The 24,656-nt window shown below is 63.3% G+C and carries 24 protein-coding genes, 1 other RNA gene and 1 pseudogene; 14 read left to right on the top strand and 12 right to left on the bottom strand.

Annotation, left to right across the window (positions count from 1 at the left end; all coding sequences use genetic code 11):
* Positions 1-5: 5 nt before the first annotated feature.
* The 5 genes from G4G31_RS08925 to G4G31_RS08905 all read right to left on the bottom strand — a co-directional run bounded on the left by G4G31_RS08925 (position 6) and on the right by G4G31_RS08905 (position 3,092).
* Positions 6-407 carry a PH domain-containing protein gene (locus tag G4G31_RS08925; protein ID WP_182991123.1) on the bottom strand — a complete coding sequence of 134 codons (402 nt, stop codon included), beginning with the start codon at positions 405-407 and terminating at the stop codon, positions 6-8.
* Positions 367-585 carry a hypothetical protein gene (locus G4G31_RS08920; protein WP_182991122.1) on the bottom strand — a complete coding sequence of 73 codons (219 nt, stop codon included), beginning with the start codon at positions 583-585 and terminating at the stop codon, positions 367-369. The genes G4G31_RS08925 and G4G31_RS08920 overlap by 41 nt, the downstream gene beginning before the upstream one ends.
* Positions 570-2,069, bottom strand: a complete 1,500-nt coding sequence (glpK, locus tag G4G31_RS08915) for a glycerol kinase GlpK (RefSeq protein ID WP_182991121.1) — start codon at positions 2,067-2,069, stop codon at positions 570-572. The genes G4G31_RS08920 and glpK overlap by 16 nt, the downstream gene beginning before the upstream one ends.
* 55 nt (positions 2,070-2,124) lie before the next feature.
* An RNA gene (rnpB, locus tag G4G31_RS08910) (RNase P RNA component class A) lies at positions 2,125-2,473 on the bottom strand.
* A gap of 115 nt (positions 2,474-2,588) precedes the next feature.
* Positions 2,589-3,092 (bottom strand): nuclear transport factor 2 family protein, encoded by a 504-nt coding sequence (locus G4G31_RS08905; RefSeq protein WP_182991120.1) that lies wholly within the window; start codon positions 3,090-3,092, stop codon positions 2,589-2,591.
* Between the two features lie 304 nt (positions 3,093-3,396).
* On the opposite strand from G4G31_RS08905, the gene G4G31_RS08900 reads away from it, so the two are divergent.
* Positions 3,397-4,566 carry a serine hydrolase gene (locus tag G4G31_RS08900; protein ID WP_182991119.1) on the top strand — a complete coding sequence of 390 codons (1,170 nt, stop codon included), beginning with the start codon at positions 3,397-3,399 and terminating at the stop codon, positions 4,564-4,566.
* 544 nt (positions 4,567-5,110) lie between these two features.
* Here the strand turns inward: G4G31_RS08900 and pepA are convergent.
* A complete protein-coding gene (gene pepA / locus G4G31_RS08895) occupies positions 5,111-5,737 on the bottom strand; it encodes a flocculation-associated PEP-CTERM protein PepA (RefSeq protein WP_182991118.1) in 627 nt (208 codons plus the stop codon).
* A gap of 14 nt (positions 5,738-5,751) precedes the next feature.
* On the opposite strand from pepA, the gene G4G31_RS08890 reads away from it, so the two are divergent.
* Entirely contained in the window at positions 5,752-6,042 is a 291-nt protein-coding gene (locus G4G31_RS08890; RefSeq protein ID WP_182991117.1) for a hypothetical protein, read from the top strand.
* Between the two features lie 306 nt (positions 6,043-6,348).
* Here G4G31_RS08890 and G4G31_RS08885 read toward each other — a convergent pair whose 3' ends face one another.
* From G4G31_RS08885 to G4G31_RS08875, 3 genes are all read right to left on the bottom strand, one after another.
* Positions 6,349-6,840 (bottom strand): YcxB family protein, encoded by a 492-nt coding sequence (locus G4G31_RS08885; protein WP_182991116.1) that lies wholly within the window; start codon positions 6,838-6,840, stop codon positions 6,349-6,351.
* Positions 6,841-6,903: 63 nt separating this feature from the next.
* The gene (locus tag G4G31_RS08880; RefSeq protein ID WP_182991115.1) at positions 6,904-7,263 is read right to left on the bottom strand and encodes a hypothetical protein; all 360 of its coding nucleotides are present in this window, start codon (positions 7,261-7,263) and stop codon (positions 6,904-6,906) included.
* Complete coding sequence (locus G4G31_RS08875; protein ID WP_182991114.1) at positions 7,263-7,817, bottom strand: hypothetical protein; 555 nt, start codon at positions 7,815-7,817, stop codon at positions 7,263-7,265. The genes G4G31_RS08880 and G4G31_RS08875 overlap by 1 nt, the downstream gene beginning before the upstream one ends.
* Positions 7,818-8,010: 193 nt before the next feature.
* Between G4G31_RS08875 and G4G31_RS08870 the strand changes: the two genes are divergently transcribed.
* From G4G31_RS08870 to G4G31_RS08835, 8 genes and pseudogenes are all read left to right on the top strand, one after another.
* Entirely contained in the window at positions 8,011-9,720 is a 1,710-nt protein-coding gene (locus G4G31_RS08870) for a thiamine pyrophosphate-binding protein (protein WP_182991113.1), read from the top strand.
* Between the two features lie 264 nt (positions 9,721-9,984).
* On the top strand, positions 9,985-10,758 hold the full coding sequence (locus tag G4G31_RS08865) for a DUF4261 domain-containing protein (RefSeq protein ID WP_182991112.1): 774 nt from the start codon (positions 9,985-9,987) through the stop codon (positions 10,756-10,758).
* Between the two features lie 229 nt (positions 10,759-10,987).
* The gene (gene ftsY, locus G4G31_RS08860) at positions 10,988-12,112 is read left to right on the top strand and encodes a signal recognition particle-docking protein FtsY (RefSeq protein ID WP_182991111.1); all 1,125 of its coding nucleotides are present in this window, start codon (positions 10,988-10,990) and stop codon (positions 12,110-12,112) included.
* A 20-nt stretch (positions 12,113-12,132) separates the two neighbouring features.
* Entirely contained in the window at positions 12,133-12,846 is a 714-nt protein-coding gene (locus tag G4G31_RS08855) for a cell division ATP-binding protein FtsE (RefSeq protein WP_182991110.1), read from the top strand.
* A pseudogene (ftsX, locus tag G4G31_RS08850) lies at positions 12,843-13,764 on the top strand (permease-like cell division protein FtsX). The gene G4G31_RS08855 and the pseudogene ftsX overlap by 4 nt, the downstream one beginning before the upstream one ends.
* Before the next feature lie 467 nt (positions 13,765-14,231).
* Complete coding sequence (gene rpoH, locus G4G31_RS08845) at positions 14,232-15,122, top strand: RNA polymerase sigma factor RpoH (RefSeq protein WP_182991109.1); 891 nt, start codon at positions 14,232-14,234, stop codon at positions 15,120-15,122.
* 159 nt (positions 15,123-15,281) lie between these two features.
* Positions 15,282-16,367 (top strand): sensor histidine kinase, encoded by a 1,086-nt coding sequence (locus G4G31_RS08840; RefSeq protein WP_182991108.1) that lies wholly within the window; start codon positions 15,282-15,284, stop codon positions 16,365-16,367.
* Positions 16,364-17,068, top strand: a complete 705-nt coding sequence (locus tag G4G31_RS08835) for a LytTR family DNA-binding domain-containing protein (protein ID WP_182991107.1) — start codon at positions 16,364-16,366, stop codon at positions 17,066-17,068. Before G4G31_RS08840 ends, G4G31_RS08835 begins: the two co-directional genes overlap by 4 nt.
* Positions 17,069-17,119: 51 nt before the next feature.
* Here the strand turns inward: G4G31_RS08835 and G4G31_RS25570 are convergent, their stop codons facing one another.
* The 3 genes from G4G31_RS25570 to G4G31_RS08825 all read right to left on the bottom strand — a co-directional run bounded on the left by G4G31_RS25570 (position 17,120) and on the right by G4G31_RS08825 (position 21,596).
* A complete protein-coding gene (locus tag G4G31_RS25570) occupies positions 17,120-18,091 on the bottom strand; it encodes a M1 family aminopeptidase (protein WP_229425584.1) in 972 nt (323 codons plus the stop codon).
* 1,177 nt (positions 18,092-19,268) lie between these two features.
* A complete protein-coding gene (locus G4G31_RS25565) occupies positions 19,269-20,696 on the bottom strand; it encodes an ABC transporter permease (RefSeq protein ID WP_229425468.1) in 1,428 nt (475 codons plus the stop codon).
* Positions 20,697-20,708: 12 nt separating this feature from the next.
* Positions 20,709-21,596: an ABC transporter ATP-binding protein gene (locus tag G4G31_RS08825; RefSeq protein ID WP_182991106.1), complete on the bottom strand. Its 888-nt coding sequence runs from the start codon at positions 21,594-21,596 to the stop codon at positions 20,709-20,711.
* 257 nt (positions 21,597-21,853) lie between these two features.
* Here G4G31_RS08825 and G4G31_RS08820 point away from each other — a divergent pair, with 257 nt between their 5' ends.
* The 4 genes from G4G31_RS08820 (at position 21,854) to G4G31_RS28995 (ending at position 24,509) form a co-directional block, all read left to right on the top strand.
* The gene (locus G4G31_RS08820; RefSeq protein WP_182991105.1) at positions 21,854-22,099 is read left to right on the top strand and encodes a hypothetical protein; all 246 of its coding nucleotides are present in this window, start codon (positions 21,854-21,856) and stop codon (positions 22,097-22,099) included.
* A gap of 66 nt (positions 22,100-22,165) precedes the next feature.
* The gene (locus tag G4G31_RS08815) at positions 22,166-22,657 is read left to right on the top strand and encodes a hypothetical protein (RefSeq protein ID WP_182991104.1); all 492 of its coding nucleotides are present in this window, start codon (positions 22,166-22,168) and stop codon (positions 22,655-22,657) included.
* Positions 22,638-22,955, top strand: coding sequence for a hypothetical protein (locus G4G31_RS08810; RefSeq protein ID WP_182991103.1), 318 nt, complete (start codon positions 22,638-22,640; stop codon positions 22,953-22,955). The genes G4G31_RS08815 and G4G31_RS08810 overlap by 20 nt, the downstream gene beginning before the upstream one ends.
* Before the next feature lie 864 nt (positions 22,956-23,819).
* Complete coding sequence (locus G4G31_RS28995) at positions 23,820-24,509, top strand: tetratricopeptide repeat protein (RefSeq protein WP_182991102.1); 690 nt, start codon at positions 23,820-23,822, stop codon at positions 24,507-24,509.
* Positions 24,510-24,656 lie beyond the last annotated feature (147 nt).

The raw sequence follows: 24,656 nt of genomic DNA, 5'->3' as shown, positions 1-24,656 counted from the left end.
CCGGCTCAGGGGTGCAGGACGGCAGCTGCGGATGCCGGGTGCGTGCCGCGTAGCGCCGCAAGAAACGCTTGCGGCTGTTCGACGCTGATCAGCAGCGACGGCCCGCTCTTCGCCGGCAGGAACACGACGCTGCTGCGGTCCGTCAGCAGCGCAAAGATCGTCGATTTGCCAGGTCCCATGAAGCGTCCCGCCGCGTAGCCCGGCAAGCCGATGCCGTTGCGGCGCAGGCCGAGCTGCGCTTCCATGATCTCGTCATAGCCGCCGACGCGCGCCCGCGCGAGGTCGAAATCGGCGAGCGGCCGGTCATGCTGATAGAAACGCGCCGCGCGCAGCAGGATCCTGCCGTCCTCCACGCGCAAGCTGTTGTCACGCACCCCATAGGCCAGCGAAGCCGTGAACGGCAGCACCGGGGATGGCGGCCAGGCCAATGTTCTTCAAACTGAGCCCCAGGCCATCGCGGCGGATCACGACCGGGGGCGCGGCGCAGGCCAGCAGCGTGATCGCGGCGAGCAGCCAGTACGCGCCCGGTCCCGCGGGCGCGATCGCGAACGCGACTCCCTGCCCCGCGCTCAATGCTCCACCCATCCCTTGGCATGCTCGACAGCCCGCGCCCAGCGTGCGCGCAGTTCGGCACGGCGCTCGGCCGCCATCGCCGGCTCGAAGCGGCGCTGGGCGCGCCACAAGGCTTCGATTTCCTCGCGCGAGCTCCAGAAGCCCTGCGCCAGCCCGGCCAGGTAGGCCGCGCCCAGCGCCGTCGTCTCGGTAACCGCCGGGCGCACCACCGGCACGCCGAGCAGGTCGGCCTGGAACTGCATTAATAAGTCGTTGCGGGCGGCGCCACCGTCGGCGCGCACTTCCGTTACCGGGCAGGCCGCGTCCTTCTGCATGGCCGCCAGCAGCTCCGCGCTCTGGTAGGCGATCGCCTCCACCGCGGCGCGGGCGATGTGGGCGGCGGTGGTTCCGCGCGTCATGCCGACGATGGTGCCGCGCGCATACGGGTCCCAGTGCGGAGCACCGAGGCCGACAAAGGCCGGCACCAGCATCACGCCGCCGCTGTCGGGCACCGACATGGACAGCGCCTCGACTTCGTTCGATTGCTTGATGATGCCGAGGCCATCGCGCAGCCACTGGACCGTGGCGCCGCCCATGAAGACGCTGCCTTCGAGCAGGTAGTCGACGCGGCCATCGACCTTCCAGCCGATGGTGGCCAGCAGACGGTTGCGCGAGACCGGCGGCACATAGCCGGCATGCATCAGCATGAAGCAGCCGGTGCCATAGGTATTTTTGACCATGCCCTTGGCGTAGCAGGCCTGGCCGAAGGTGGCGGCCTGCTGGTCGCCGGCAATACCCATCAGCGGGATGGCCGCGCCCAGCCACTCCTCGCGCACGGTGCCGATGCGGTCGGCACTGCGCACGACTTCCGGCAGCATCGCTGCCGGAATGCCGAACAGGTCGAGCAAGGCCGGCTCCCAGCGCATCGTGTGGATGTTGTAGAGCATCGTGCGCGAAGCGTTGCTGACGTCGGTGACGTGGCGCCCGCACAATTGAAAGGCAAGCCAGCTGTCGACCGTGCCGAAGCAGAGCTCGCCGCGCTCGGCGCGGTCCCGCGCGCCCGGCACGTTCTCCAGCAGCCACTGCAGCTTGGTGGCGGAAAAATAAGCGTCCAGCTCCAGGCCGGTGCTGCGGTTGATCAGTCGTGCATGGCCTGCTTCACGCAGGCGGTCGCAGGCGCCGGCCGTGCGCCGGTCTTGCCAGACGATGGCGCGCGCGATCGGTTCGCCCGTGGCCCGGTCCCAGACAACGGTGGTCTCGCGCTGGTTGGCGATGCCGATGGCGGCAATCTGACTGGCGGCGATGCCGGAGTCGCGCAGCACCTGGCGCGCGCAGGCAAGCTGGCTGTTCCAGATGTCGAGGGCATCGTGCTCGACCCAGCCGGGCTGGGGAAAGTGCTGGGGATATTCCTGCTGGGCGCAGACGACGACCTGGCCTTCGCGGTCGAACAGGATGGCACGGGAGCTGGTCGTTCCCTGGTCGAGGGCAAGGATGTATTGAGGTACATGTTGAGGCATGACCACTCCGCCGCTGACGAGATGGCACCCGGCGTGAGACCGGGCACAAGAATTAGTGTAAAGCAGGCCGATAGGCCGGATTCTGTGTAGTGGTCTCCCTTGCGGGACGCCCCTATGACAGCCATTCCTCTAGGCGCCGAATTACTCCGGCGCTCAAGCTTCCTACCCGCACGCTCCGCGAGCAACATCAACGCGTGCCTATTTGGAATTGCTCCGAGTGGAGGTTACCGCGTTTCACCGTAACTGAATACGCTCGTCTCTGTGGCCCTGTTCCTCGCCTTATACCCGGCTTGCGCCTGGCTTTCAGCGGACGGCCGTTAACCGTCACCCCGCTCTGTGGAGTCCGGACCTTCCTCCCGCCGGCACCCTTGCAGGTGCCAGCCAGCGGCTGTCTGGCCTGCTTCACGGTCAGCATTGTAACCGATGCGCGATCTTCCAGGCGATCGGAGATGGCCTGGCGACACCTTGACACGCCTGCTACAGGTGAGCGTTCAGCCTGGCGGGATAGTGACGGTGTCATTACTCTGCTTGTTTTGCCGGCCCGTGATCAAAACTGAGCATCCGCCCAACCTGCCACTGCCCATCCTTGAGCAGCAAGGTATGCGTAAAACGCGCCCTTCCCTCCACCCGCTCGGGCTGGCCCTTGTTCAGGTGGTAGAAGTAATGCTCACCGGTGATGACCGCACCATATACAGTCCCATTGTTCCTTAGCGGGTAGTACTGGACCGTTCCGGGCACTTCTCCCCTGCGCAGGCGCCAGTCCGGCTTGCCGCAGATATTCCTGCTGGTCGCATCCGCAAATGCCTGCCGGCCGCGCATCGGACCACCAAGGTCATGATAGAACTCCAGATCCTCGGCATTCATCATCGTCATTTTCTGCACTTCGCAACTGTTAAAGGCTTTCCAGTAGTCGCTGTCAAACTGTCGTAATGTGGTTTCCCAGTTGTCATTGGTGACTTGCGCGGCTGCGGTGAGCGGATGGACGAGCGTGGCCAGCAAGGCCGCGGTGAGAGCGAGTTTCATATGCCGGTTGGAGTGAGTTCATCGAGCCGACAGCATATGCAGCCGGTGACCGTAGCACGAGCCTGCCGAGACAAGCGGTGGACTCGATGGGTTGAACGGCACTGGTCGGCGACAAACGGCGCAGCGCTTCAAGGCGAGTAAGCCTGCCACACGATCTTCAGAGGCCGCGTCTGGCCCCATGCCGGTGCTATTGACTCCTTGAGGGCCGGACGACCGAGGAGAAACTGCGTGTATCCAGTGAGCTTGGCAGCAATTACTGCATTCTATTGCCGGCATTCTTCCACTCATCGCAATATAGACCAGGTTGCCATCGCGCCCGCTACACTTCGGCTACCAAAATCAAAAAAAGGGATTCAGTATGCTGAAACGATTTCTCTTCGGCGTTGCCGCCTTCAGCCTGGCTGCAGTAGCTGCCGCGACCCCATCGGAGGAGCTGTCGGCCGCCATCGCATCGGCAAAGTCCGGATCGAAAGTGCCTGCTGTCGGCGCCGTCATCCTGCGCGACGGTGCCGTCTCGGCGCAGACCGTGCTGGGCGTGCGCGAGGCGGGAAGCAAGGCCGCGGTGACGCTCGACGATGTGTGGCTGATCGGTTCGACGGGCAAGGTCATGACAGTAGCCATGATTGCCCGCCTGGTCGAACGCGGCGTGCTTGCATGGGACACTCCGCTCGACGCCATGCTCCCCGACATGGCGGGAAGCATGCGGCCGGAATACCGCAAGGTGACCCTGGTCGAACTGCTCTCGCACCGCGCGGGCTTTCCGCGCGACCTGCGCAACGATAAGACGATGGTGAAATTTTTCCGCGACGGCCGCCCGAGCGCGGAGCAGCGCTTGAGCTATGTAGCCGTCGCACTCAAGGACAAGCCTGAAGCGAAAGCAGGCACCTTCAGCTACAGCAACGCCGGCTTCATTGTCGCCACCGTCATCGCCGAGCGCGCTGCGCATGCAAGCTACGAGGAGCTGATGGGCGCAGAGGTATTCAAGCCGCTGGGCATGACGCGTGCCGGCTTCGGCAACACCGGTGAGGGTCAGAATCGTGGCCACCAGCACGGTAAGCCGATGCGCCACATGGCGCGACTCAACGACGGCGCGCCCCGCATGTACGCGCCCGCGGGCTTCCTGCACATGAGCCTGGAGGACTGGGCGAAGTTCAATCTGGACCAGCTGGCCGGGGCGGCAGGCAAGGGCAAGCTGCTCTCGCCTGCGTCCTACCGGCTGATGCAGACGGCGCAGCCGGGCAGTCCAGCCGGCCTCGACTGGGGGGTGCAGCAATCGATCGCGGGCCGCCAGGGTCCCGTCCTGGTGCATCAGGGCTCGGACGGCAACTGGCTGGCCATTGCAGTGCTGTTTCCCGAGCAAGGGACCGGGGCACTGATGGTGGCCAATGCAGGGCCGGACATGGGCGCCGACCAGGTGTTGATGGGCTTGGCCGGGAGTTTGTTTGCGCAGTTGAGTCCGGCCAAACCGAAATGACCGGCTTTGTCGGTGGAGAAATAGCCGCCGCGCCGGTCTGGTTTCTCTGAGCGCAACGGTACGCACGGTGCCGCAGCCTGGCTGAGGCATTGACCTCGACACCGTGCAAGGGCCTGCTCCTCGCCTGTTCCTAAACGGCGGGGTCATTCCTACCGGCGGGCTCATAACGCCGGGGTCAGGTCTGACAAATAGACACGAGCTCTACGGTTGAAAACTTCATCAAGATGTATGGCTGAGATCGTGTCCAAATGTCAGACCTGACCCCAGTTCGCCACGGGGTCAGGTCTGAAAAATAACGCCGGGGTCAGGTCTGACAAATAGACACGAGCTCTACGTTTAAAAACTTCATCAAGATGTATGGCTGAGATCGTGTCCAAATGTCAGACCTGACCCCGGTTCGCCACGCGTCTCGCCCATACCGTGCTACCGGGCCCCAGGGGTCGGACGCCTGAGCATCAGGAGATGCTCAGTGTTCCCCCAGTTGTCCTGGCTGGAACGGCACCTCGGAAGCGCCGTCTTTTTCCTGATTATCGATGCCAATCGATCAGGATTGGGCAGCGCGCTTGCGGCCGACGATACCGGCGCCGAGCATGGCAATACCGAACAGGGCCAGGGAACCCGGCTCTGGCACTTCGGATACGATAAATTGACCGTTATTTCCAACGAAGAAGTATTCGCCTGGCGCATTGGCGAACTCCGTACCATTGCACCCTGGGCCCGTAAAGCCGGCGTATTGGCATGCAACTTCATCGACCAGGAATGCATTGGGAAGGCCGATGACATTTGCGTTCGCGAAACGGAATTGCACGACTGTCTTATCCCACAGGTCGCTGCCGTCGCCACGGAAGAAATAACCTGGCATGAGCGAGTCCATGTTCACGCGTGCCAGCACATTGACCTGACCGCTCGCGGTCGGGCTGCCGCTCGCGTCAACATCGCCTCCACCGCCGAGCACATCGAAGCTCGCGATGAGATTTCCAAGGTTGGCGCCGTAAATGCCTTTGGTGCCGCCGTACTCCAAATTCGTCGGGTTCTGATACATCCTGATCGTCCCGCGGCTGAAACTGAGCGCATCTCCAAAGCGTCCTGTGCCGTCCGCTTCAAACATCGCAGTGATGTTGCCGCCTGGGTAGCTAATGGGGAACAGCCTCCCGTTCGAGTCGGCTTGCACGATGTTGAGACGGCATGCTGGCTGAACGTGTAGCTATTCCCGTCCGTTCGCGTCAGGGCAAAAAAGCTGTTTCCGTTCACGTCCAGGTATTCAAAAACCTGCTGACCGTTGTCGAAGCCGCCGCCATTCGGGTTGAATACCCATTCATTGACGATAGGAGCAGCGTGGGCAGTACACATCGACATCGCAACGGCCGCAGCGTAAACCAGTTTCTTCAGAATTTTCATCTTGTCTTCCGAGATAAATTGATGTTGCACAGAAAATTTCTAACAAGCAATTTACATGCCAAGCACAAAGATGCTTAAATAACAAGTACTTAATAGAACCTGGTTTTATGAAGCCGTCCAAGCTGTCAATGTCGTCGACAAACAAAGGCGCATTGGATTGCATGTGCACGCAAGTCCTGAACAGCCGGCGATAACGACGAAGTCACAATAACGACAGCAATAACGACGGCTCAAAACGCCGGGGTCAGGTCTGACAAATAGACACGAGCTCTACTTTTGGAAACTTCATCAAGATGTATGGCTGAGATCGTGTCCAAATGTCAGACCTGACCCCAGCTAGCCTGTGACCCCAGCTAGACTGACCCCAGCTGGCCTGACCGCGGTTCAGAGAACCTTGCCGCCGGCTGATTCGACACTGCCGACAATGAGTTGTCGTAGTTCCGGCGAAAGATTTGCGACAGGCAGCGTGCTGAACTGGGCTTTCGAAAATAGCAGAAGCCACACGTCTTCGAATTTCCAGACCTCTTTCACGGCAGCCCAGTGAAGAGTGGATGTTCCAGCACTGGACTTCATCGTGAACGAGTTATTGTCCGCGTGAAATGTAACCATCGCATCTTTGAAACGACGAAATTTTGCAAGCGAGTTCCTGTAGTGAACAACATACAGACTGGCCGAGATGAGATAACCGAAACCAATGACCGTTCCGATCATCCCCGTTATCCACGAGAGATCGCGCTGCATGAGGAGTACAAGGAAGCACGCTGTCAGCGCCAGCAGCACCGGCACAAAAAATACGCCGACTGTTCGACGCCAGTAGGCAAACGTCGCTTGCCGAATCAGCGACTCGCTATAGATGAGGGTTGTTTCGAGTGGCATGGTGTATGAGTCTGGTTGAGTTTTCTACCGTCTACTTCTGCCAATTAAAAACCTTCGAATGGATCACCAAACGGTATTGTCGCTGCCAAAACAAACCGATGTGTCGCCAGGCGCCTGAAACCTGCAGCTAAGTACTCGACCGAAAATAAATGGGAATTTTGGCAAACAGAACCGGACGTGCCGGTTCGGATGCGGTGCAAGACGGCGAGAGCGCCGCAGTGCGAGCACTGCCCCGCAAGCGGACGCGAGCCGACGCAGCAACGCGCCGGTTCTGGAAGCCAAAAACACATTTATTTTTGGTTGAGTACTTAAATCGTCGTCGTGCGTGGCGTTTGCGCCGGCGCCGCGCCAGCCGGAGCGCGCTCGCGGTGCCCGGAGGTCGATGCGGTCGATATCGGCCAGGTTCACCAGCGGCGCGTACATCAGGTCCGTCGGATCGGGCGAGCGGCGCCAGCCCGGTGCAGTTCGGCGATCGCGCGCTTGACCATCTTGTGCAGGCGCAGCGCGCTGCGTTCGCTCATGCGGGGTTCGCCGTCCTTGTACTCCAGCAGCCGCGCGAGCGACACCACCGAGCAGGCCTGGCGGGGCGCGTGGGTGGCGAACTGGAAGCGGAAGTTGCCCGAGCGTGCGTTGATGTCGCGCATGGTGAGGAAGACGCGATAGCTGTCCGATCCGGTCGCCATTTTTGACGCCGGCAGGGCCAGGCGCAGCAACTCTTCGCTGATGGCCTGGTCGGTCCCGGGCAGGGTCGGGATATCCAGCGGCGGCAGGCGCCCGCTGGCCCTGAGCTTGATCTTCAGGTCGGCCTGCAGGATTCTTGCCAGCGTCGCAGCCATTTCTTCAGGGAAGTCGTCCAGCGGCACCAGCCAGACCGCCACCTTGTCGAGCGGATGCTCGCCGGCCGCATGTCCGATGGTGGGCAGGACGGTGCCCGCGGCCAATGCTCCCAGCACCAGCTGGCGTCGTGAAATCGGCATCGCGCGCTCCCTCGAATGATTAATTTGACAAGTCTAGCGCGGGAACCATTGCAGGTCGACAATTATTTTCGGCGCGATTGGCTGCACCGCCGGCCCTTGTCGTTTCTGAAATTTCGTGTCGCCATTTCAAAAGCCTGAGCTGGGGCACTCGCATAGAATGCCCTGACTATTAATCCACAAGGATGACAGAGACATGACGCACCCTTCCCGCAGCGGCGGCCAGATCCTGGTCGACGCGCTCCACGTCCACGGTGTCGATACCGCCTTCGGCGTGCCTGGCGAAAGCTACCTCGACGTGCTCGACGCGCTGCACGATTCGGATATCCGCTTCGTCATCAACCGCCAGGAAGGGGGCGCCGCGTTCATGGCCGAGGCCTACGGCAAGCTGACCGGCAAGCCCGGCATCTGCTTCGTCACCCGCGGTCCGGGCGCGACCAACGCCTCGATCGGCGTGCACACGGCTTACCAGGATTCGACACCGATGATCCTGTTCATCGGCCAGGTCGGCAACGACTTCGTCGACCGCGAAGCCTTCCAGGAAATCGACTACCGCCGCATGTACGGCGAGATGGCAAAATGGGTGGCGCAGATCGACCGCGCCGACCGCATTCCCGAGTACATCGCACGCGCCTTCCAGGTGGCCACCAGCGGGCGCCCCGGCCCGGTCGTGCTGGCCCTGCCGGAAGACATGCTGATCGACACGGCTGAAGTGGCCAACACGCGCAGCTACCAGCCGGTGCAGGGCGCGCCGTCCGCGCAGCAGATCGACACCCTGCGCGGCCTGCTGGCCGAAGCGCAGCGCCCGGTCGTGCTGCTGGGCGGCGGTACCTGGAATGCGCAAGCCTGCGCCGACCTGCAACGCTTCGCCGAGGCGAACGCGCTGCCAGTGGCCTGCACCTTCCGCTTCCAGGACCTGCTCGACAACGAACACCCCCACTATATCGGCGACGTCGGCATCGGCATCAATCCGAAGCTGGCCGCGCGCGTGAAAAATGCCGACCTGGTCATTGCCATCGGCCCGCGCCTGGGCGAAATGACAACCGGCGGCTATACCCTGCTGGCCTCGCCCGTCCCGCAGCAGCGCCTGGTGCACATCCACGCCGACCCCGAGGAACTGGGCAGCGTCTACCAGGCCGACCTGATGATCGCCAGCGGCGCGCCGCAAGCCTGCGCGATGCTGGCGGCGATGGCACCGGTCGATAGCAGCGCCTGGCGCCACACGGTCGAGGAAGCGCGCGCGGAACTGGCCGCCTGGCAGGCGCAGCCGCCGATCTTCCGCGATGCGAGCCCGCTTGATGCCCCGCTCGACCTGTGGCAGGTGGTGCAAGACCTGCAAAGCGCCCTGCCGCGCGACACCATCGTCACGAATGGCGCAGGCAACTACGCCTCGTGGGCACACCGTTTCTGGCGCTACGGCGGCATGCGCACCCAGCTGGCGCCGACCAATGGCGCGATGGGCTATGCCGTGCCGTCCGGCGTGGCGGCGAAGATCGTCGATCCAGAGCGCACGGTGCTGACCTTCGCCGGCGACGGCGAATTCATGATGACCGGCCAGGAACTGGCGACTGCCGTGCAGTACGGCGCCGGCGTCATCATCCTGGTCTTCAACAACAGCATGTTCGGCACCATCCGCATGCACCAGGAAAAGACCTATCCGGGCCGCGTGTCGGGCACGACCCTGCATAACCCGGACTTCGCGGCCCTGGCACGCGCCTATGGCGGCCATGGCGAAATCGTCGAACGCACCGCCGACTTCGCCCCTGCGCTGGCGCGGGCCCTCGAACATGCCAACGGCAAGGGAATGCCGGCGCTGATCGAACTGCGTTACGACGGCAACCTGATTACGCCGAACATGACGCTCGACGCGATGCGTCAGGCGGCCGAGGCCGCCAAGGCCGGCTGAGCCCTCCAGCCTCTCGGAGGCGCTGCCTGCGCCGCATCCCGGTGAACGGCGATGCGGCGCAGGCCCATGGGTGCGAAGGATGAGCGCGGCGCGTTCCGCTCGGACGCCTTCGCCCCGTGGGTCTTTGCCCGCACGCTGCTGATCAATCCGCTCGGCAATACAGGGCGACACCCGATCTGCCTTTCGTGCAACACTCTTCCTGTACTGGATTGCGTATCCCGCCCATATCCATGGGCCGGCTGCGCCATGAGGAGACCCACCGACATGAACGACACACCAGAACTAATCCTGTGCATACCGGGACCATGGGACAGCCAGCAGGCGCTGGCCGACGACATCGCCGACGGCGACAGCGGCCACCTGCTGATTGAAAACCTGCTGCGCGACGCCGAAACAGGCTTTACCTGCGAACTCGTGTACGGCGCCGCCGATCCCGAGGTGAGCGCCGCCTTCCGCGTGGCCGGTCCGCATTGGGCCGCCTCAGGGGCAATGGACGACGTGGGCGAACACCGCTGCGTGGTGTACCTGATCGGCAAGGGCGGCTCGCGCGAGGCGGCCGAGGCGATGATGCGTGCAGGCGCGGCCCTGGTCGACGCCGGCGGGCTGGGCGTGAAAGTGGAAAGCACCGGCATTGCCCATGGCCCCGCTTACTGGACCGAGATGTGCGAGCAGCTGCCCCTGCTGACCGCGCACCGCGCCCTGGTCGTGTTCGTCGTGTCCGGCCACGAGGTGTATTCCTGCGGCATGCACAACTTCGGCCTGCCGGAAGCCGTCATGGCCATCGGCAAGGGATCGATCGACCGTACCGCTGCCGCCGACCTGCTGCGCACCTTCACGCGCTACCTGCTCGAGGCCCACGACATCGAGGTCGGGCATACCTTCTCGGTCAGCGAAGGGGCGCCGGTCTACCGCATCGTCGCCGCGACGCCGGTCGACTACGGTCCGGACTCGCTCTTCAACAACCCTTATGGCAGCTGGCGGCTGGAAGCGGTCGCGCCCGAGAAAAAGGGCAACTGGTGGGGCCGGCTGGTGCACTGAGCGCCCTCCCTGTCACGATCTTGCGGGGCCGGCTCCAGGCCCGGTCCGGCCTGCAGCGGCAGCGCATGGCCGGCTACCGGGCACGCGCAACTGTCGCGTTTGTGCACAGCTCGCGCCTCCGGACTTGACGATTCGGAAGGTTTGCCCTCTGGTAGAATACGCGCGACCCCATTTCATCGTGCCGGCCCCAGGTCCGGCATGTGCATGCATTACCTCCACCAATCAATTCATGTTTAGTTTCTTCAAGAGAAAAAAAGCTGCCCCCGAAACGCCGGCACCGGCGCAGGACCTGCCCGTCCCGGATCGGCCTGTAGTGGACTCGCCTGCCGAGGATATCGCCGCCGCGCCTGTGGCGGAAACGCCGGCGCCTGGCTTCACCCGCGCCCTGGCCCCGATCTCCGAAGCGGCCCTTTTCATCGAGGAAACGGCCGAGCGCCCGACCACCGAGGCGGAGAAGAAAAAATCCTGGATGGCGCGCCTGAAGGCCGGCCTGTCCAAGACCTCGAGCAACCTGTCGCTGCTGTTCGTCGGTGCGCGCATCGACGAAGACCTGTACGAGGAACTCGAGTCCGCGCTCCTGATGTCGGACGCAGGCATGGACGCCACCCAGTTCCTGCTCGATAACCTGCGCCGCAAGGTCAAGGAAGACAAGCTGCTCGACGCCGCTGCCGTCAAGGCCGCACTGAAGCAGCTCATGGTCGACATGCTGCGCCCGCTGGAAAAACCGCTGGAGCTGGGCCGCCACGAGCCGCTGGTGATGATGATCGCGGGCGTCAACGGCGCCGGCAAGACCACCACCATCGGCAAGCTCGCCAAGCACATGCAGCGCTCCAGCCAATCGGTGCTGCTGGCCGCCGGCGACACTTTCCGCGCCGCTGCGCGCGAGCAGCTGATGGTCTGGGGCCAGCGCAACAACGTCACCGTGATTTCCCAGGCATCGGGCGACCCGGCTGCCGTCGCCTTCGATGCCGTGCAGTCGGGCAAAGCGCGCGGCGTCGACGTCGTCATGGTCGATACCGCCGGCCGGCTGCCGACCCAGCTGCACCTGATGGAAGAGCTGAAGAAGATCAAGCGCGTGATCGGCAAGGGCATGGATGGCGCCCCGCACGAAACCCTGCTCGTCATCGACGGCAATACCGGCCAGAACGCGCTGGCGCAAGTGAAAGCCTTCGACGATGCGCTGCAATTGACCGGCCTGGTCATCACCAAGCTCGACGGTACTGCCAAGGGCGGCGTCATCGCCGCAATCGCCCGCACCCGTCCGGTACCGGTGTACTTCATCGGCGTGGGCGAAAAGCTGGACGACCTGCAGCCTTTCAGTGCAGACGAGTTCGTTGAAGCGCTGCTGGGATAACAGTAAGGTCCACTGAACCGATGATCGAGTTCCATTCCGTTTCCAAGAAATATTCCCTCGACGCCACCGCCCTGCGCGACGTCACCCTGAACATCGACAAGGGCGAGCTGGTGTACCTGGCCGGCCCGTCCGGCGCCGGCAAGTCGACGCTGATGAAAATGGTGGCCGCCATCGAACGCCCCAGCAGCGGCCGTGTGGTGGTGTTCGGCCAGGACATCGGCAAACTGCGCAAAGCGGGTATCCCTTTCCTGCGCCGTAAGCTGGGCCTGATCTTCCAGCACCAGCGCCTGCTGAACGACCGCGACATCCTCGCCAATACGATGCTGCCGCTGCTCGTGTCCGGCGCGCCGAGGTCGCAGGCCGAGGGCCGTGCCCGCGCCGCGCTCGACAAGGTGGGCCTGCTCGATCGCGCCCGCGCGCACCCGCTGGAACTCTCCGGCGGCGAACAGCAGCGCGTGGCGATCGCCCGCGCCATCGTCAACCGCCCGCAGATCATCCTGGCCGACGAGCCGACCGCGAATCTCGACCGCGTGGCCGCCGACAAGGTGCTCGACGCCCTGCGCGCTTTCCACGCCGTCGGCGTCACCTGCGTCATCTCGACCCACGACGAGCAGGTGCTCGACGGCGCCGCACGCGTGATCCGGCTGGAACATGGGCAACTCGTCGATGCCGGCCGCGTCGACGCCCGAGCCGATGCCGGCCATGCGCCCGCCTCCGAGGGAGGTGCGGCATGAGCCCCTGGATCCGCCAACACCGCTTCGCCCTCGGCGCGGCCCCTGGCCCATGTGCGCAAGGCGCCGGGCAGTTTCCTGTTCAACGTGCTGGTGGTGGCGGTGGCCCTGGCCCTGCCCTTCGCCGGCATCACCCTGCTCGACAACGTGCGGCCGATGTCCGAGCAGCTGTCGGTGGACCCCGAGATCAGCCTGTTCGTCAAGCCGGGCGCTTCGCGCGAGGACGCGCAGGCAATCGAGCCCCAGCTGCGCCAGATCCTGCAGGGCAGCCACGCCCGCATCGCCTTCGTGCCGCGCGAGCGCGCGCTCGAAGACCTGAAGGAACGCAGCGGCCTGTCGGCGGCGCTCGACACCTTGGGCGACAACCCGCTTCCGGACAGCTATGTAATGAAGCTCGAGGGCTTTTCCAGTACGGCGGACGCGGCGCGCATCGACAGCATCGTCGAGCAGATGGGCGCCCTGCCCAGTGTCGATACGGTACAAGTCGACTCCGCATGGGTGAAACGCCTGGCCGCCTTGCTGGGCATCCTGCGCCTGGCCCTGCTGCTGCTGGCGATCACGCTGGGCGTGGTGGTGATTGCCGTCGTGTTCAACACGATCCGCCTGCAGGTGCTGACCCAGCGCGAGGAAATCGCCGTGTCGAAACTGCTGGGCGCAACCGACAACTTCATCCACCGCCCGTTCTACTATACGGGCGCCCTGCTCGGCATCTGCGCCGGCGCGGTGGCGCTGGGCGCGGTGCTGCTGGCCCTGCGTCCGTTGAACGCGGCCATTGCCGAATTCGCACGCCTGTATGCCTCGGAATTCCAGTTGGCACCACTGGGAGGCCTGGAAATCGCCGGTTTGCTTGCCATCAGCGCCGGCCTCGGCCTGATCGGCGCCTTGCTGTCTGTGCAACGCCATCTTGCGCGCTTGAATTAAGTGCAAAAGGCAGTACTGGCTGCCTTCCTCCCAGTATTTCCCTGAACCGTCCTGCTTTGTGCGTCAACGTGCAATGCACAAGTAGGACGATGCCTCGCTCGATTCGGAACTTTGCTCTCTGTGCGGCATTTAACAGAATGCGCCTGTCGCGACCACTTAGGCTGTGACCTAAGGTGATTTATCGCCCTAGACGCTTGATTTAGATCAATAGTCGCGCATTGTTCCGCTCTACAGTGAGAATCCAATAGCGACTGAACAAAGCTGATTCAGCGCAATACTTTAGCCAGACTTAAACAGCCGCCCGTCGCCAGGGGCTCGCTAGCACTCACCCTGTGAGAGTGCTAATATATGGTTCAAGTGAATGTAAACGGTATCGCGAGCGCCCGCTTCGAGATGGGGCGGTCACCGTCGGGATTGTCCCGGCCGGGGTGCCGGCGCAGCACAGATTACTCTACGAGGAAAACAACATGTCCGCACAATCCGCATTGGTTCCAACCGGCAGCCGTGCTCTGGGACTCGGTTTCACTGGCAATCTCGGTAACATCGACGCGTATATTTCCGCGGTGAACCGCCTGCCAATGCTGTCCCATGAGGAAGAAGTTTCGCTGGCGAAGCGTCTGCGGGAAGCGAACGACCTTGATGCCGCGCAAAAACTGGTGCTCTCGCACCTGCGCCTGGTGGTGTCGATCGCGCGTGGCTACCTCGGTTACGGCCTGCCGCATGCCGACCTGATCCAGGAAGGCAATATCGGCCTGATGAAGGCCGTGAAGCGTTTCGACCCGAACCAGGGCGTGCGCCTGGTATCGTACGCGATGCACTGGATCAAGGCCGAGATGCACGAGTACATCCTCAAGAACTGGCGCCTTGTGAAGGTCGCCACGACCAAGGCCCAGCGCAAGCTGTTCTTCAACCTGCGCAGCAACAAGGTGGGCCTGGATGCGATGACCCCGACGCAGGTGGACGATCTCGCCAAGCTCCTCGACGTCAAGCGCGAAGAAGTGATCGAGATGGAAACCCGCCTGTCGGGCCGCGACATCGCGCTGGAAGCGCCGACCGACGACGAAGACGACAAGTTTTCGCCGATCGCCTACCTGTCGTCGGACCAGCAGGAACCGACCCGGGTGCTGGAAGCCGAGCAGGTCACGCGCCTGCAGTCCGAAGGCCTGGAAACGGCCTTGGGCAAGCTCGACCCGCGTTCGCGCCGCATCGTCGAAGCGCGCTGGCTGGCGAACGACGACGGCTCAGGCGCCACGCTGCACACGCTGGCCGAGGAATTCGGCGTGTCGGCCGAGCGCATCCGCCAGATCGAATCGGCGGCGCTGAAGAAAATGAAAGGCGCGCTGGCCGCCTACGTGTAAGCATCAGGCTTTTACCGGGCGTTGGGCAAACGCCGAACGGCGACTCCGCAAGGGGCCGCCGTTTTTTATTGGGCGCTTGGAGCGTCACCGCCCCGCGATTTTTGTTCTGTCGGCAACAAATGCAGTACCATGAATAAATGAACACGTTCTCGTTTATGCATGGATAGCCCGAGCACCATCCCTTTCCGCGGCGCCGAGCTGAGTACCTCTTCCTCGCGCGACTACTGGCTTTTCCAACTCAGTGGTTGGGGCGGCCTTGCCCTGGTGGCCATCCTGTCCACCCTGAACAACTTCGGCGAGGCCGCCCTGCGCTTCGTCCTCGCCAAGCTCATGTGCATCGTCAGCGGCCTGCTGGTATCGCACTGCTGGCGCCTGTTCCTGCGCCGGCGCGGCTGGATCGACCGCCACGGCCCGCCACCGCTCAAGGGTATCCTCAGCGGCCTGCTGGTCCTGAGCGTGGTGCAGACCGGCGTGCTGGCGCTGTCCGACCTGGTGTTCCGGCATGGGGCTTTGCTCGCCGATCCGGAGGCGCCAAGCCTGCTGTTTTTACTCTGCCTGCTGTGGTACGCGCTGTTCGCGGTCTGGACGCTCTGCTATTCGACGATGCTGGCGCGGCGGCGCGCGCTGCGCTTCGAGCTGGAAAAGCTGCAGCTCGAGGTCAGCGTCAAGGACGCCGAACTGCGCGCCCTGCAGGCCCAGGTCAATCCCCACTTCTTCTTCAATAGCTTGAACAGCATCCGCGCGCTGATCTTCCACGACCCAGAGCTCGCCGCGCGCGCGGTCGGCCAGCTGGGCGGCATGATGCGCCACAGCCTGCGTGCCGGGCAGACGGCCACCGTGCCGCTCGCGGACGAACTGGCGGCCGTCGAGGCCTACCTCGGCATGGAAAAGCACCGCTTCGACGAACGCCTGCGCATCACGATGGACATCGAGCCGGGCCTGGAGGCCGTCGCGATTCCGCCGATGGCGCTGCAAACCCTGGTCGAGAACGCGGTCAAGCATGGGGTCGAGCCCAGCATCGGCCCTTGCGAACTACGTATCGGGGCGCACCGCAAGGACGATGGGGTCGAGCTGACCGTGGCCAACGAGGGGCGTCTCGCGCAGGCCAGCGACTCCACCCGCCTGGGACTGGCCAATACCGCCAGGCGGCTGTCCCTGCTGTTTGGCCCCCGCGCCGGCTGCACCCTGGCCGAACGCGATGGCTGGGTCATCGCGCACGTGGTCCTGCCACTGGAGAGCACATGAATGTCCTGATCATCGACGACGAGCGCCTGGCACGCCTCGAACTGCGCCGGCTGCTTGCCGTCCACCCTGCCCTGCAGGTGGTGGGCGAAGCGGCGAACGCGGTCGATGGCCGCGGCGCCATCGAGGAACTGCGGCCGGACCTGGTCTTCCTTGACGTGCAGATGCCGGGCGGGAGCGGCTTCGACCTGCTCGCTTCCCTCGACGATCCGCCGCCGGTCATCTTCACCACCGCCTTCGACCAGTACGCCTTGCGTGCCTTCGACGTCAGCGCGCTCGACTACCTGTTGAAACCCATCGAGCCCGCGCGCCTGGCGCATGCCGTGAACAAGGCTTCGAGGGCACCGGACGCGCAGAAGAACGAGCGCCAGGCGCCGGACGGCAAGGTGTTCATCAAGGATGGGGAGCGCTGCTGGTTCGTGGCGCTGGAGCAGATCGTGCTGTTCGAATCGGAGGGCAACTACACGCGGGTCTACTTCGACCGCAACCGTCCGCTGCTGCTGCGCTCCCTGAACCAGCTGGAAGCGAAGCTCGATCCGGAGCGCTTCCTCAGGGTCAGCCGGCGCCAGATCGTGAACCTGGATTTCGTCGTCGGCATCGCGCCATCAGCAGCGGGGAGCATGGTGCTGACGCTGAAGGACGACTTGAAGGTGCCGATGTCGCGGCGGCGTGCGGCGCAGTTCAGGCAGCTCAACGGATTGTGATGCCGGCGGATCGTGCCATCGGCACCATCCGCCTTGTCGATACGGCCTGTCTCAGTTCAGGCTCACCGCCTTGCGGTTATCGCCTGGCACCGGGTCGATCAGGATGTTGTAGGGATCGACACCCACCTCCGACGGCTTCTCCCTGACCGTGACGGTCACGCTCGAGTCACCGCTGGGCATCATGCGCTTCCCGCGCATCAGCTCACGGTCACCGGCGAACACGGCGATTTCCACCGGCTCGTCGTAGGTGCGCAGGCTTTCCTTGCCCTTGCCGTCCGCCTCCAGCTTGGCCAGCTGCAGCTGCATCGTCACGTCCCACTGCCCGTCCGGGCGCTGCACCGCGGCCGCCGCCTTCACGCGGTTGTCGTAGACGACGATGCGTTCGAACAGGTCGGTCAGCAGGTCCTGCTTATCCGCCGGGGTCTCGGCGCGGATTGCGGCCAGCAGGTCGCGGCTGGTGACGTAGGAAGCGGTCTGGTAGCGGTGCGCGCTCACGAAATTCTTCAGCGCGCGGTTCAGGGCTGCCTCGCCGATTTCCTCGCGCAGGCGGTAGAACACCATGCTGCCCTTGCGGTAGCCGATGTACAGCTGGCTCTCCACCTTGACGAGCGGCTGCTCGACCACCAGTTCCTTGCCGCGTCCCGCCAGGTATTGGTCGAGGTCGAAACGCAGGATGCGGCGGGTCTTCGCGGCCCCGAACTCCTTCTCGAGCGCCATCAGCGCCGCATACTCGGCCACCGATTCCGTCACCATCATGCTGCCCTGGGCGTTGGCGGCGATGACCTGGTCGCCCCACCACTGGTGCGCCACTTCGTGCGCCGTCACGTAGAAGACGTGGTCGACGCCATCGGGATCGCGCAGGTCGTTGATGAAGCCGAGCGACTCCGAGAACGGGATCACGCCGGGGAAGCTGCGCGCATACTGCTGGTAGAGCGGGAACTCGGTGATGCGCACGTCCTTGTGCGGGTACGGGCCGAAGCTGGCGCTGTAATAGTCGAGCGCGCGCCGGGTGCCCTTTACCATGCTGTCAACGTTGTACGGGTGCCTGGCATCGTAACGGACGCTGATCGGCACCCCGTGCCAGTCGGCGCGTTTCACGTTCCAGCGGCCCGACTGGTAGACGAAGAAAGGCAGGATCGGCCCGTCCATCCGGTAGTGGAAGTAGCGGCGGCCGCCCTCTTCCCAGCTGCGCACGAGCGTGCCGGGTGCAATCGCTTCCTGGTCGGCGCTGGTCGAGACCGTGGTCTCGAAGTCGACCAGGTCGGCGTCGAAGCCGAACAGCTTCCAGAAGTTGGCCTTGCGTGCGGCCGGGTCGTCGAGCAGCGGCATGCGGTGCGGCTCGCCCAGCCCGCGCTGGCGGCGCTCGGCGCGGTCGTCGATCTCGTTTGCCTGCACGTAGCCGAATTTCGGGAAGAAGTTCTCGGACGTGAACATGGTGCCGTTATGGTGGATGTTGTCTGGCGCCCCGCTGCTGGTGAAGCCCTCCCCCTGCACCTCGACGGTGAAGCCGAAGGGCAGGCTGGCGCCGGGCGCGATCGGTTCGCGCAGTTTCAGCACGCGCATGCCATGGCGCGCATCGTCCAGCGTTACCGTGTGCGCAGGCACCAGGGTCAGGCGGGTGATGGCGGCCGGGTCCAACTGGATACGCAGGGTGTCCAGCGGCGCACCGGTCTTGTTGCGGAGCTGGTAACTGCCACGGATGGTGACGCGGCGCTCGGCCGGGTAGATCGCCACATCGGCGCGCACCGCCGTCAGGCTGGGATTGGGCAGGTCGAGGAAACCGCGGTAGCGCTTCTCGTAGTCGGCCGCCCTGTCGAGCAGGGCCGCGCTCGACTCATAGCGGTTGATCACGTTCGTGTTGGTGTAGATCCAGCCACCCACCGCCACGCTGGCGGCCACGCTCAGCGCCAGGCCGAGGCCTGCGCCGCCGCGCAAGCCGCGCAGGCCGCTCTTGAGGTGCGCGCGCCAGCCTGGGGCCGGACCACGCACGCGGAAAGCCTGCGCCAGGAACAGCAACGCCGCGCCGACCAGGCTCCAGTAGAGCGCAAACCAGCACCAGCCGGCCAAAGCGTGGCCATAGCCGTTCAGGTCCGAATACACGAGCTGCGGCATGGCGGCGAAGCTCACCAGCTTGTGTTCCAGGCCCAGCACGCTGCCGGATGCGACCAGCGCGGCGCCCAGCAGGTAGCCCGCATACTTGTTATTGGCCAGCGTCTGCAGCGCCAGCAGGGCCATGCCGGCGATGATGAAGTACGCAGCGTTGAGGAGCGTGCCCTGCACGTACAGCCCTGCCTCGACCGGCGCACCGCCCTTGAACAGCTGGATCGCGACCGCGGTCAGCACGCCGGCGCCCAGGAAGGCCAGCACCACGGCAGCGAGTGCGCCGGTCTTGGCCAGCAGCGGCATCCAGCCCGGCACCGGCGTGGCGTCGCTGACGTCGGCGATGCGCAGCTGGCGGTCGCGGTGCACCAGCTCGCCGCTGTAGAACAGCAGCACCAGCACCAGCATCGCGTTGATGCCGCCGGCCAGCTCGTCCAGCATCAGGCGCGTCAGCGGATACGGCACGCTGTCGAAGCGCGCACCGCCAATGGTGTAGTTGGCGATGAAGTTGGCCAGCGCCAGCAGCAGCATGACCAGGAAGGGCAGGCTGCGCATCGTGGCGCGCAGGTCGAAACGCAGCAGATGCCAGGCCTGGCCCGGGGCGGTCCAGCCGTCGAAGCGCGGCGCAATGCGGCGCACCGGAGCGACCCTGGCGAACGACGCCGGCGCAGCCCCCTACCGCCGGCTGGCTGCGCGCCTTGCCGAAGCGGCGGCCGCTGCCGGCATGCTGCGGCTTGAACAGCGCGACGGTGGCGCCTGCCATGGCCAGGGCGATGACGGTCCACAGCACACGGTTGGCCAGCAGGAGGCCCGACAGCGGCGGCAACTCGGCATTCAACTGGGCACTTGTAAAGTAACGGGTCAGGTGTGCCAGCACGCGCACGCCGAAGGGATCGAGCAGCAGGGAAAGCGACGCGCTGCCATTCCCCGCGTCAAGCACCGCCGCGACCGACCACAGCACCATGAAGGCGAGCACGCCCACGTACACCATCATCATCGAACGGGTCACGGTCGCCAGCAGCATCAGCAGCGCCGCCACGAACAGCAGGTTCGGCACGACCAGCACGACGAAGCTCCAGGCATAGGGCCAGAGCGAGAACGCGCCCAGGCGCGCAGGGTCGATCGACGGCAGCAGCGAGCCAGCCATCATCGCCGCCGTGATCGCGGCAAAGATCAGCAGACAGACCGTGAAGCCGGCCAGGAAGCGCCCGAACAGGTAATCGCGTTTCCTCAAAGGCGCGGCATACAGCAGGTCGGCCATGCCGCTTTCGCTGTCGCGCAGCACGGCGCCGGCGATGAAGACGGTCACCAGCAGCATCGCGATCATGGACAGCACGCCAAGCTGGTTGGCGATCACGCCCGGCGCGTTCAGGTGCACGTTGCCGATGCCGGCGGGGCCGGCGCCGATGCGGAAGGACGTGCTGCCGGCGCTGGCGAAGGCCATGGCCGCGAGGACCACCATGACCAGCCACAGCATCGGTTGGCGCAACTGGTAGCGCAGGTCGAAACGGAAGAATTCTTTCCACATGTTGGAAGCTCCTCAGGCCAGCGCGGCGTTGGACTGCGTCGCGCGCAGCTGCAGGAAGTACACGTCTTCCAGGCTGGGGTCGACCATCGTGAAGCCCTCTTCCGGCTGGGTCTCGGCGTACACGTTGATCTGCGGCTTGCCGGCCACAAGCCGCGTCGACAGCACGGCGAAGCGGCGCTGGTATTCGTCCAGCTGGACCTCGTCCACGCAACTGCGCCACACGCGGCTGGCTAGCTGCGCGATCGCCTCCTGCGGCTTGCCCGAGACCAGTACTTGGCCGCGCGCGATCATCGCCATGCGCGGGCACAGGTCGGTCACGTCTTCAACGATATGGGTCGAGAGGATCACGACCACCTGTTCGCCGATGCGCGCCAGCAGGTTCAGGAAACGGTTGCGCTCATCCGGATCGAGGCCCGCGGTGGGCTCGTCGACGATCACCAGCCTGGGTGCGCCGATCAGGGCCTGGGCGATGCCGAAGCGCTGGCGCATGCCGCCGGAGAAACCAGCCACCGCACGCTTTCGCGCATCCCACAGGTTCACCTTCTGCAGCAGCGCCTCCACCATCTCCTTGCGTTCGCCGCGCCGCGTGAATCCCTTGAGCACCGCGAAATGGTTCAGCAGCTCGAGCGCGCTGGTTTTCGGATAGACGCCGAACTCCTGCGGCAGGTAGCCCAGCTCACGGCGCAGGCTGTCCCTGTCCGCGAGCACGTCGCGGCCGTCGAAGTGGATGCTGCCGCTGTCCGGCTCCTGCAACCCGGCGATGGTGCGCATCAGCGAGGACTTGCCGGCGCCATTCGGCCCGAGCAGGCCGAACATGCCGGTGGGGATCTCGAGGCTGATGCCGTTCAGCGCGTGCACGCCGTTGGCATAGGTTTTATGAAGCTGGTGTATCGATAGCATGGCGGGGCTCCTTGAAGGTCGAATGGATACGTTCAAGGTAGCGGCGGATGCGGTGTGCTTCTATCTGGAAACAACGAGTGGCGGTTTTTCGTGGTGAACGGTAAAAAGCCGGGATGAGTGGACAGGCTTTTTGCGGTGACAATTCACGCATTATCGGGCTGGTCGTATTGCTATGATGACGGGAATTGGCATACCCGGCATGCGAGCCCTGGCCTGCTGAAACAGATGGACCACATCGATATCACATGGAGACACCGATGGATTGGAATGACTGGCCTGTCGTACTCTGGATAGCGGCGACGTTCATGTCGCTTCTGCGACGGCGCTGGATGGACGCCACCTGGTCCGCATGCTTTGCCGCGTTCGTGGTGTTCGACAGGCTGTTGCCGACCGCGATCCCCGCGCCACTGAAATACATGTTCTTGATCGTCGGCGTGGCATTGGTCGTCACCGAGGTACTGAAAGATTATGCGCGAGACAAAAAGAGCCTGGTAACGAAATAACCCGTTCTGGTTGATGAGGTTTCTTCCTGGCGGCCTGCCGGGCGATGTCCAGCGACCAGCCGATGCATGAACATGGGCAGAAACACGATGCGCATTCCGCTACCTCATCCGGTATTCCAGGCGGCCCTGAGACTGTGCCTGGCAATATCGCTCGCAGGCGTATTACCGCTTTCTCATCTATGGTGGGGTGAAACGTATCCGGGCGATGGCCAGCACGCCTTCGGCGCACTGGTCTTCATGGCGATGATCGGGCTTGGCATTGCTGTCGTGTTCTTCGTTGTCGGTAGCGCCGTTCAGTTTGCCCTCCGCAAACGCAAGCACAGACGCGCGATATTGACGGACCTGGTGCTTTGGACGCTGCTTGCAGGCGTGCTGACCTACGCCGGCATCAGCGCTCGCTACAGTGATACGCAAGAGGAAGCAGGAAACCGGGCAAGCTTGCGCGGGCAGGCTAGTACACTGACATCTGCACGAACGTCTGTTATCGGCCAGGAGCCAACGGTCGATATCGCTTCGATTAACCCTGCATTTGAAAGCCATGACGCAAGAACGCCCTGACACGCTCATCAAAACAGCCAGGATTTTCTGGCGCGACTTCGCGCCAGCTTGGGGATTTCCGTTTGTCTTTCTTTATGGTTTCCTTGCATCGGACAGACTTGGGTACCCATTCTTGTTCTTCTGGCTTGTCGCGGCACCTCTTTTCTTTTGGAGCGGGAACCGTGCATCGCGTCCGTATTTCCAAAAGAAGGCTCGCTATTGGCATGTCGTGTTTTGGGGAATGCTGATTCCGTTCATTGTCTGGGCGTTTGCCGTATTCTCCAGACTCCATGTTCTCCGTCTTCTGGACGAAGCATAGCGATTCCATCGGGTTTTCACTCGACGATTTGAATGTACGCAATGGATCGGTAGCGGATGTCCACCAGGCAGGCATCCACTTGCAAACACATCCTTGCCGACAACCTGTCCTGTACACTGGCCGCTTCACGAAGGACTGTCATCGGCCAGGAGCGGACGTTTTACGACAACGAAGCAGAAGGATTTCAACGTAATGCGACTCTCTACCGGTATGCCTGCGATACATCGCGTTCTCGTTTGCGCGTTCATACTCTTTTCCTCTGGCTGCGCTTCTGCCGCCGAAGGTGGGAACGATCTTGAGACGGTGGTGAAGAACCTGTATGCGGAGCATCGAAACGACGAGCCTGTACAGAAGGCGTCGGTAGCCATCCTTGAAAAGTATTTCCGGCCAGACCTGGCACGCGCGCTTGTTCGTGACAGGCAGTGCGCTGAAGCTTCCAAAGAAGTCTGTCGAATTGATTTCGACGTCCTTTATGATTCCCAAGACCCTGATTACAAAGCCCCACTTTCGATAAGGCGAACTTCCTCATCGCGTAGAGTCCAGATGTGCCTGGAATCGACCGCTCCAGAAAGGCGATGCATCAGCTATCTAGGCTACAGCTCTGCCGGGCGGGTGCGCGTTGCCGATATCATCTATGCTTCAGGTTCGTCTTTAAGAGCAATCCTTGGGCTCTCTCCGCTTGAACATGCTGGAGCGAACACTGCACCGTGAAACTGTGTCAGATTTCGCAGTGCCCAAGGTCTGCAATAGGGTCGAGAGCAGACCTTCGACAGCCAACCCAAGTCTCCGCCATAAAAATTTCCTGACAGAAAACGAATCCGGTAGACCGCGGTTTCGTTTCGGGTCGAAACGAGTCGCTCAAATATGATGAGATCGAAGAAAACGAGGCGTGTAGGCCGAACTGGCGTATTGCTAGCGATCGTTCTGACAGCCGTGGCCGGTATGTGCGTGGCGGGCGAGCGCGAAAAGCTCGAGGCCCAATGTGCCGGAGGATCTCCTGAGGCCTGTTATAAAGCCGGAACGTATTTTGAGTATAGGTTGAACGAGGCCGCTACCGCGCTTCCTTACTACCGGAGAGCATGCGATGCCACCTATGCCCTCGCGTGCACCAATCTCGGTTCGCTCTACGGCCGCGGTATGGGAACCCCGGTAGATAACCCGAAAGCCGCGACCTTGTATCGCAAGGCATGTGAGGGCGGGGATATGATGGCCTGCACGAACCTTGCAGACTTTCTGCTTAGAGGTGTCGGCGTCCCAGCAAATAGTGCAGCCGGACTCGCGCTATATCGCAGGAGCTGCGAGGCCGGGGATATGGTCGCCTGCCGGGACCTCGGCATCAGGTATGTGTTTGGACAGAATGTCAGCGCGGACCCTGTGCTGGGCGCCACATGGCTCAGAAAGGCTTGCAATGGAAACTCGGCGCAAGCATGCGGCGACCTCGCATACCTGTATCACAATGGAATTGGCGTACGCAGGGACGTGGTTACTGCGCAGCGTCTTTTCAAGAGCTCGTGCACTGGAGGATACAAACAAGCTTGTCAGGCGGTTCGCTAGTAGAGAAGCAAGGCCGCCTACGAGAAACTAGCGAACGGCTTGCGCTTGTTGTGATGAACACGAATTGTCACAAAGGGATTTCAGCCCTGGCGGCTCGCGCCGCGGGTCGGCGACGAGCGCGCTCGCGTAGCCAACAACCATTGCCGC

This window comes from Massilia sp. Se16.2.3 (assembly GCF_014171595.1).
Lineage (GTDB): Bacteria > Pseudomonadota > Gammaproteobacteria > Burkholderiales > Burkholderiaceae_D > Telluria.
The sequence above is the reverse complement of the archived record's forward strand: the minus strand, read 5'-3'. Positions and strand labels throughout refer to the sequence as shown.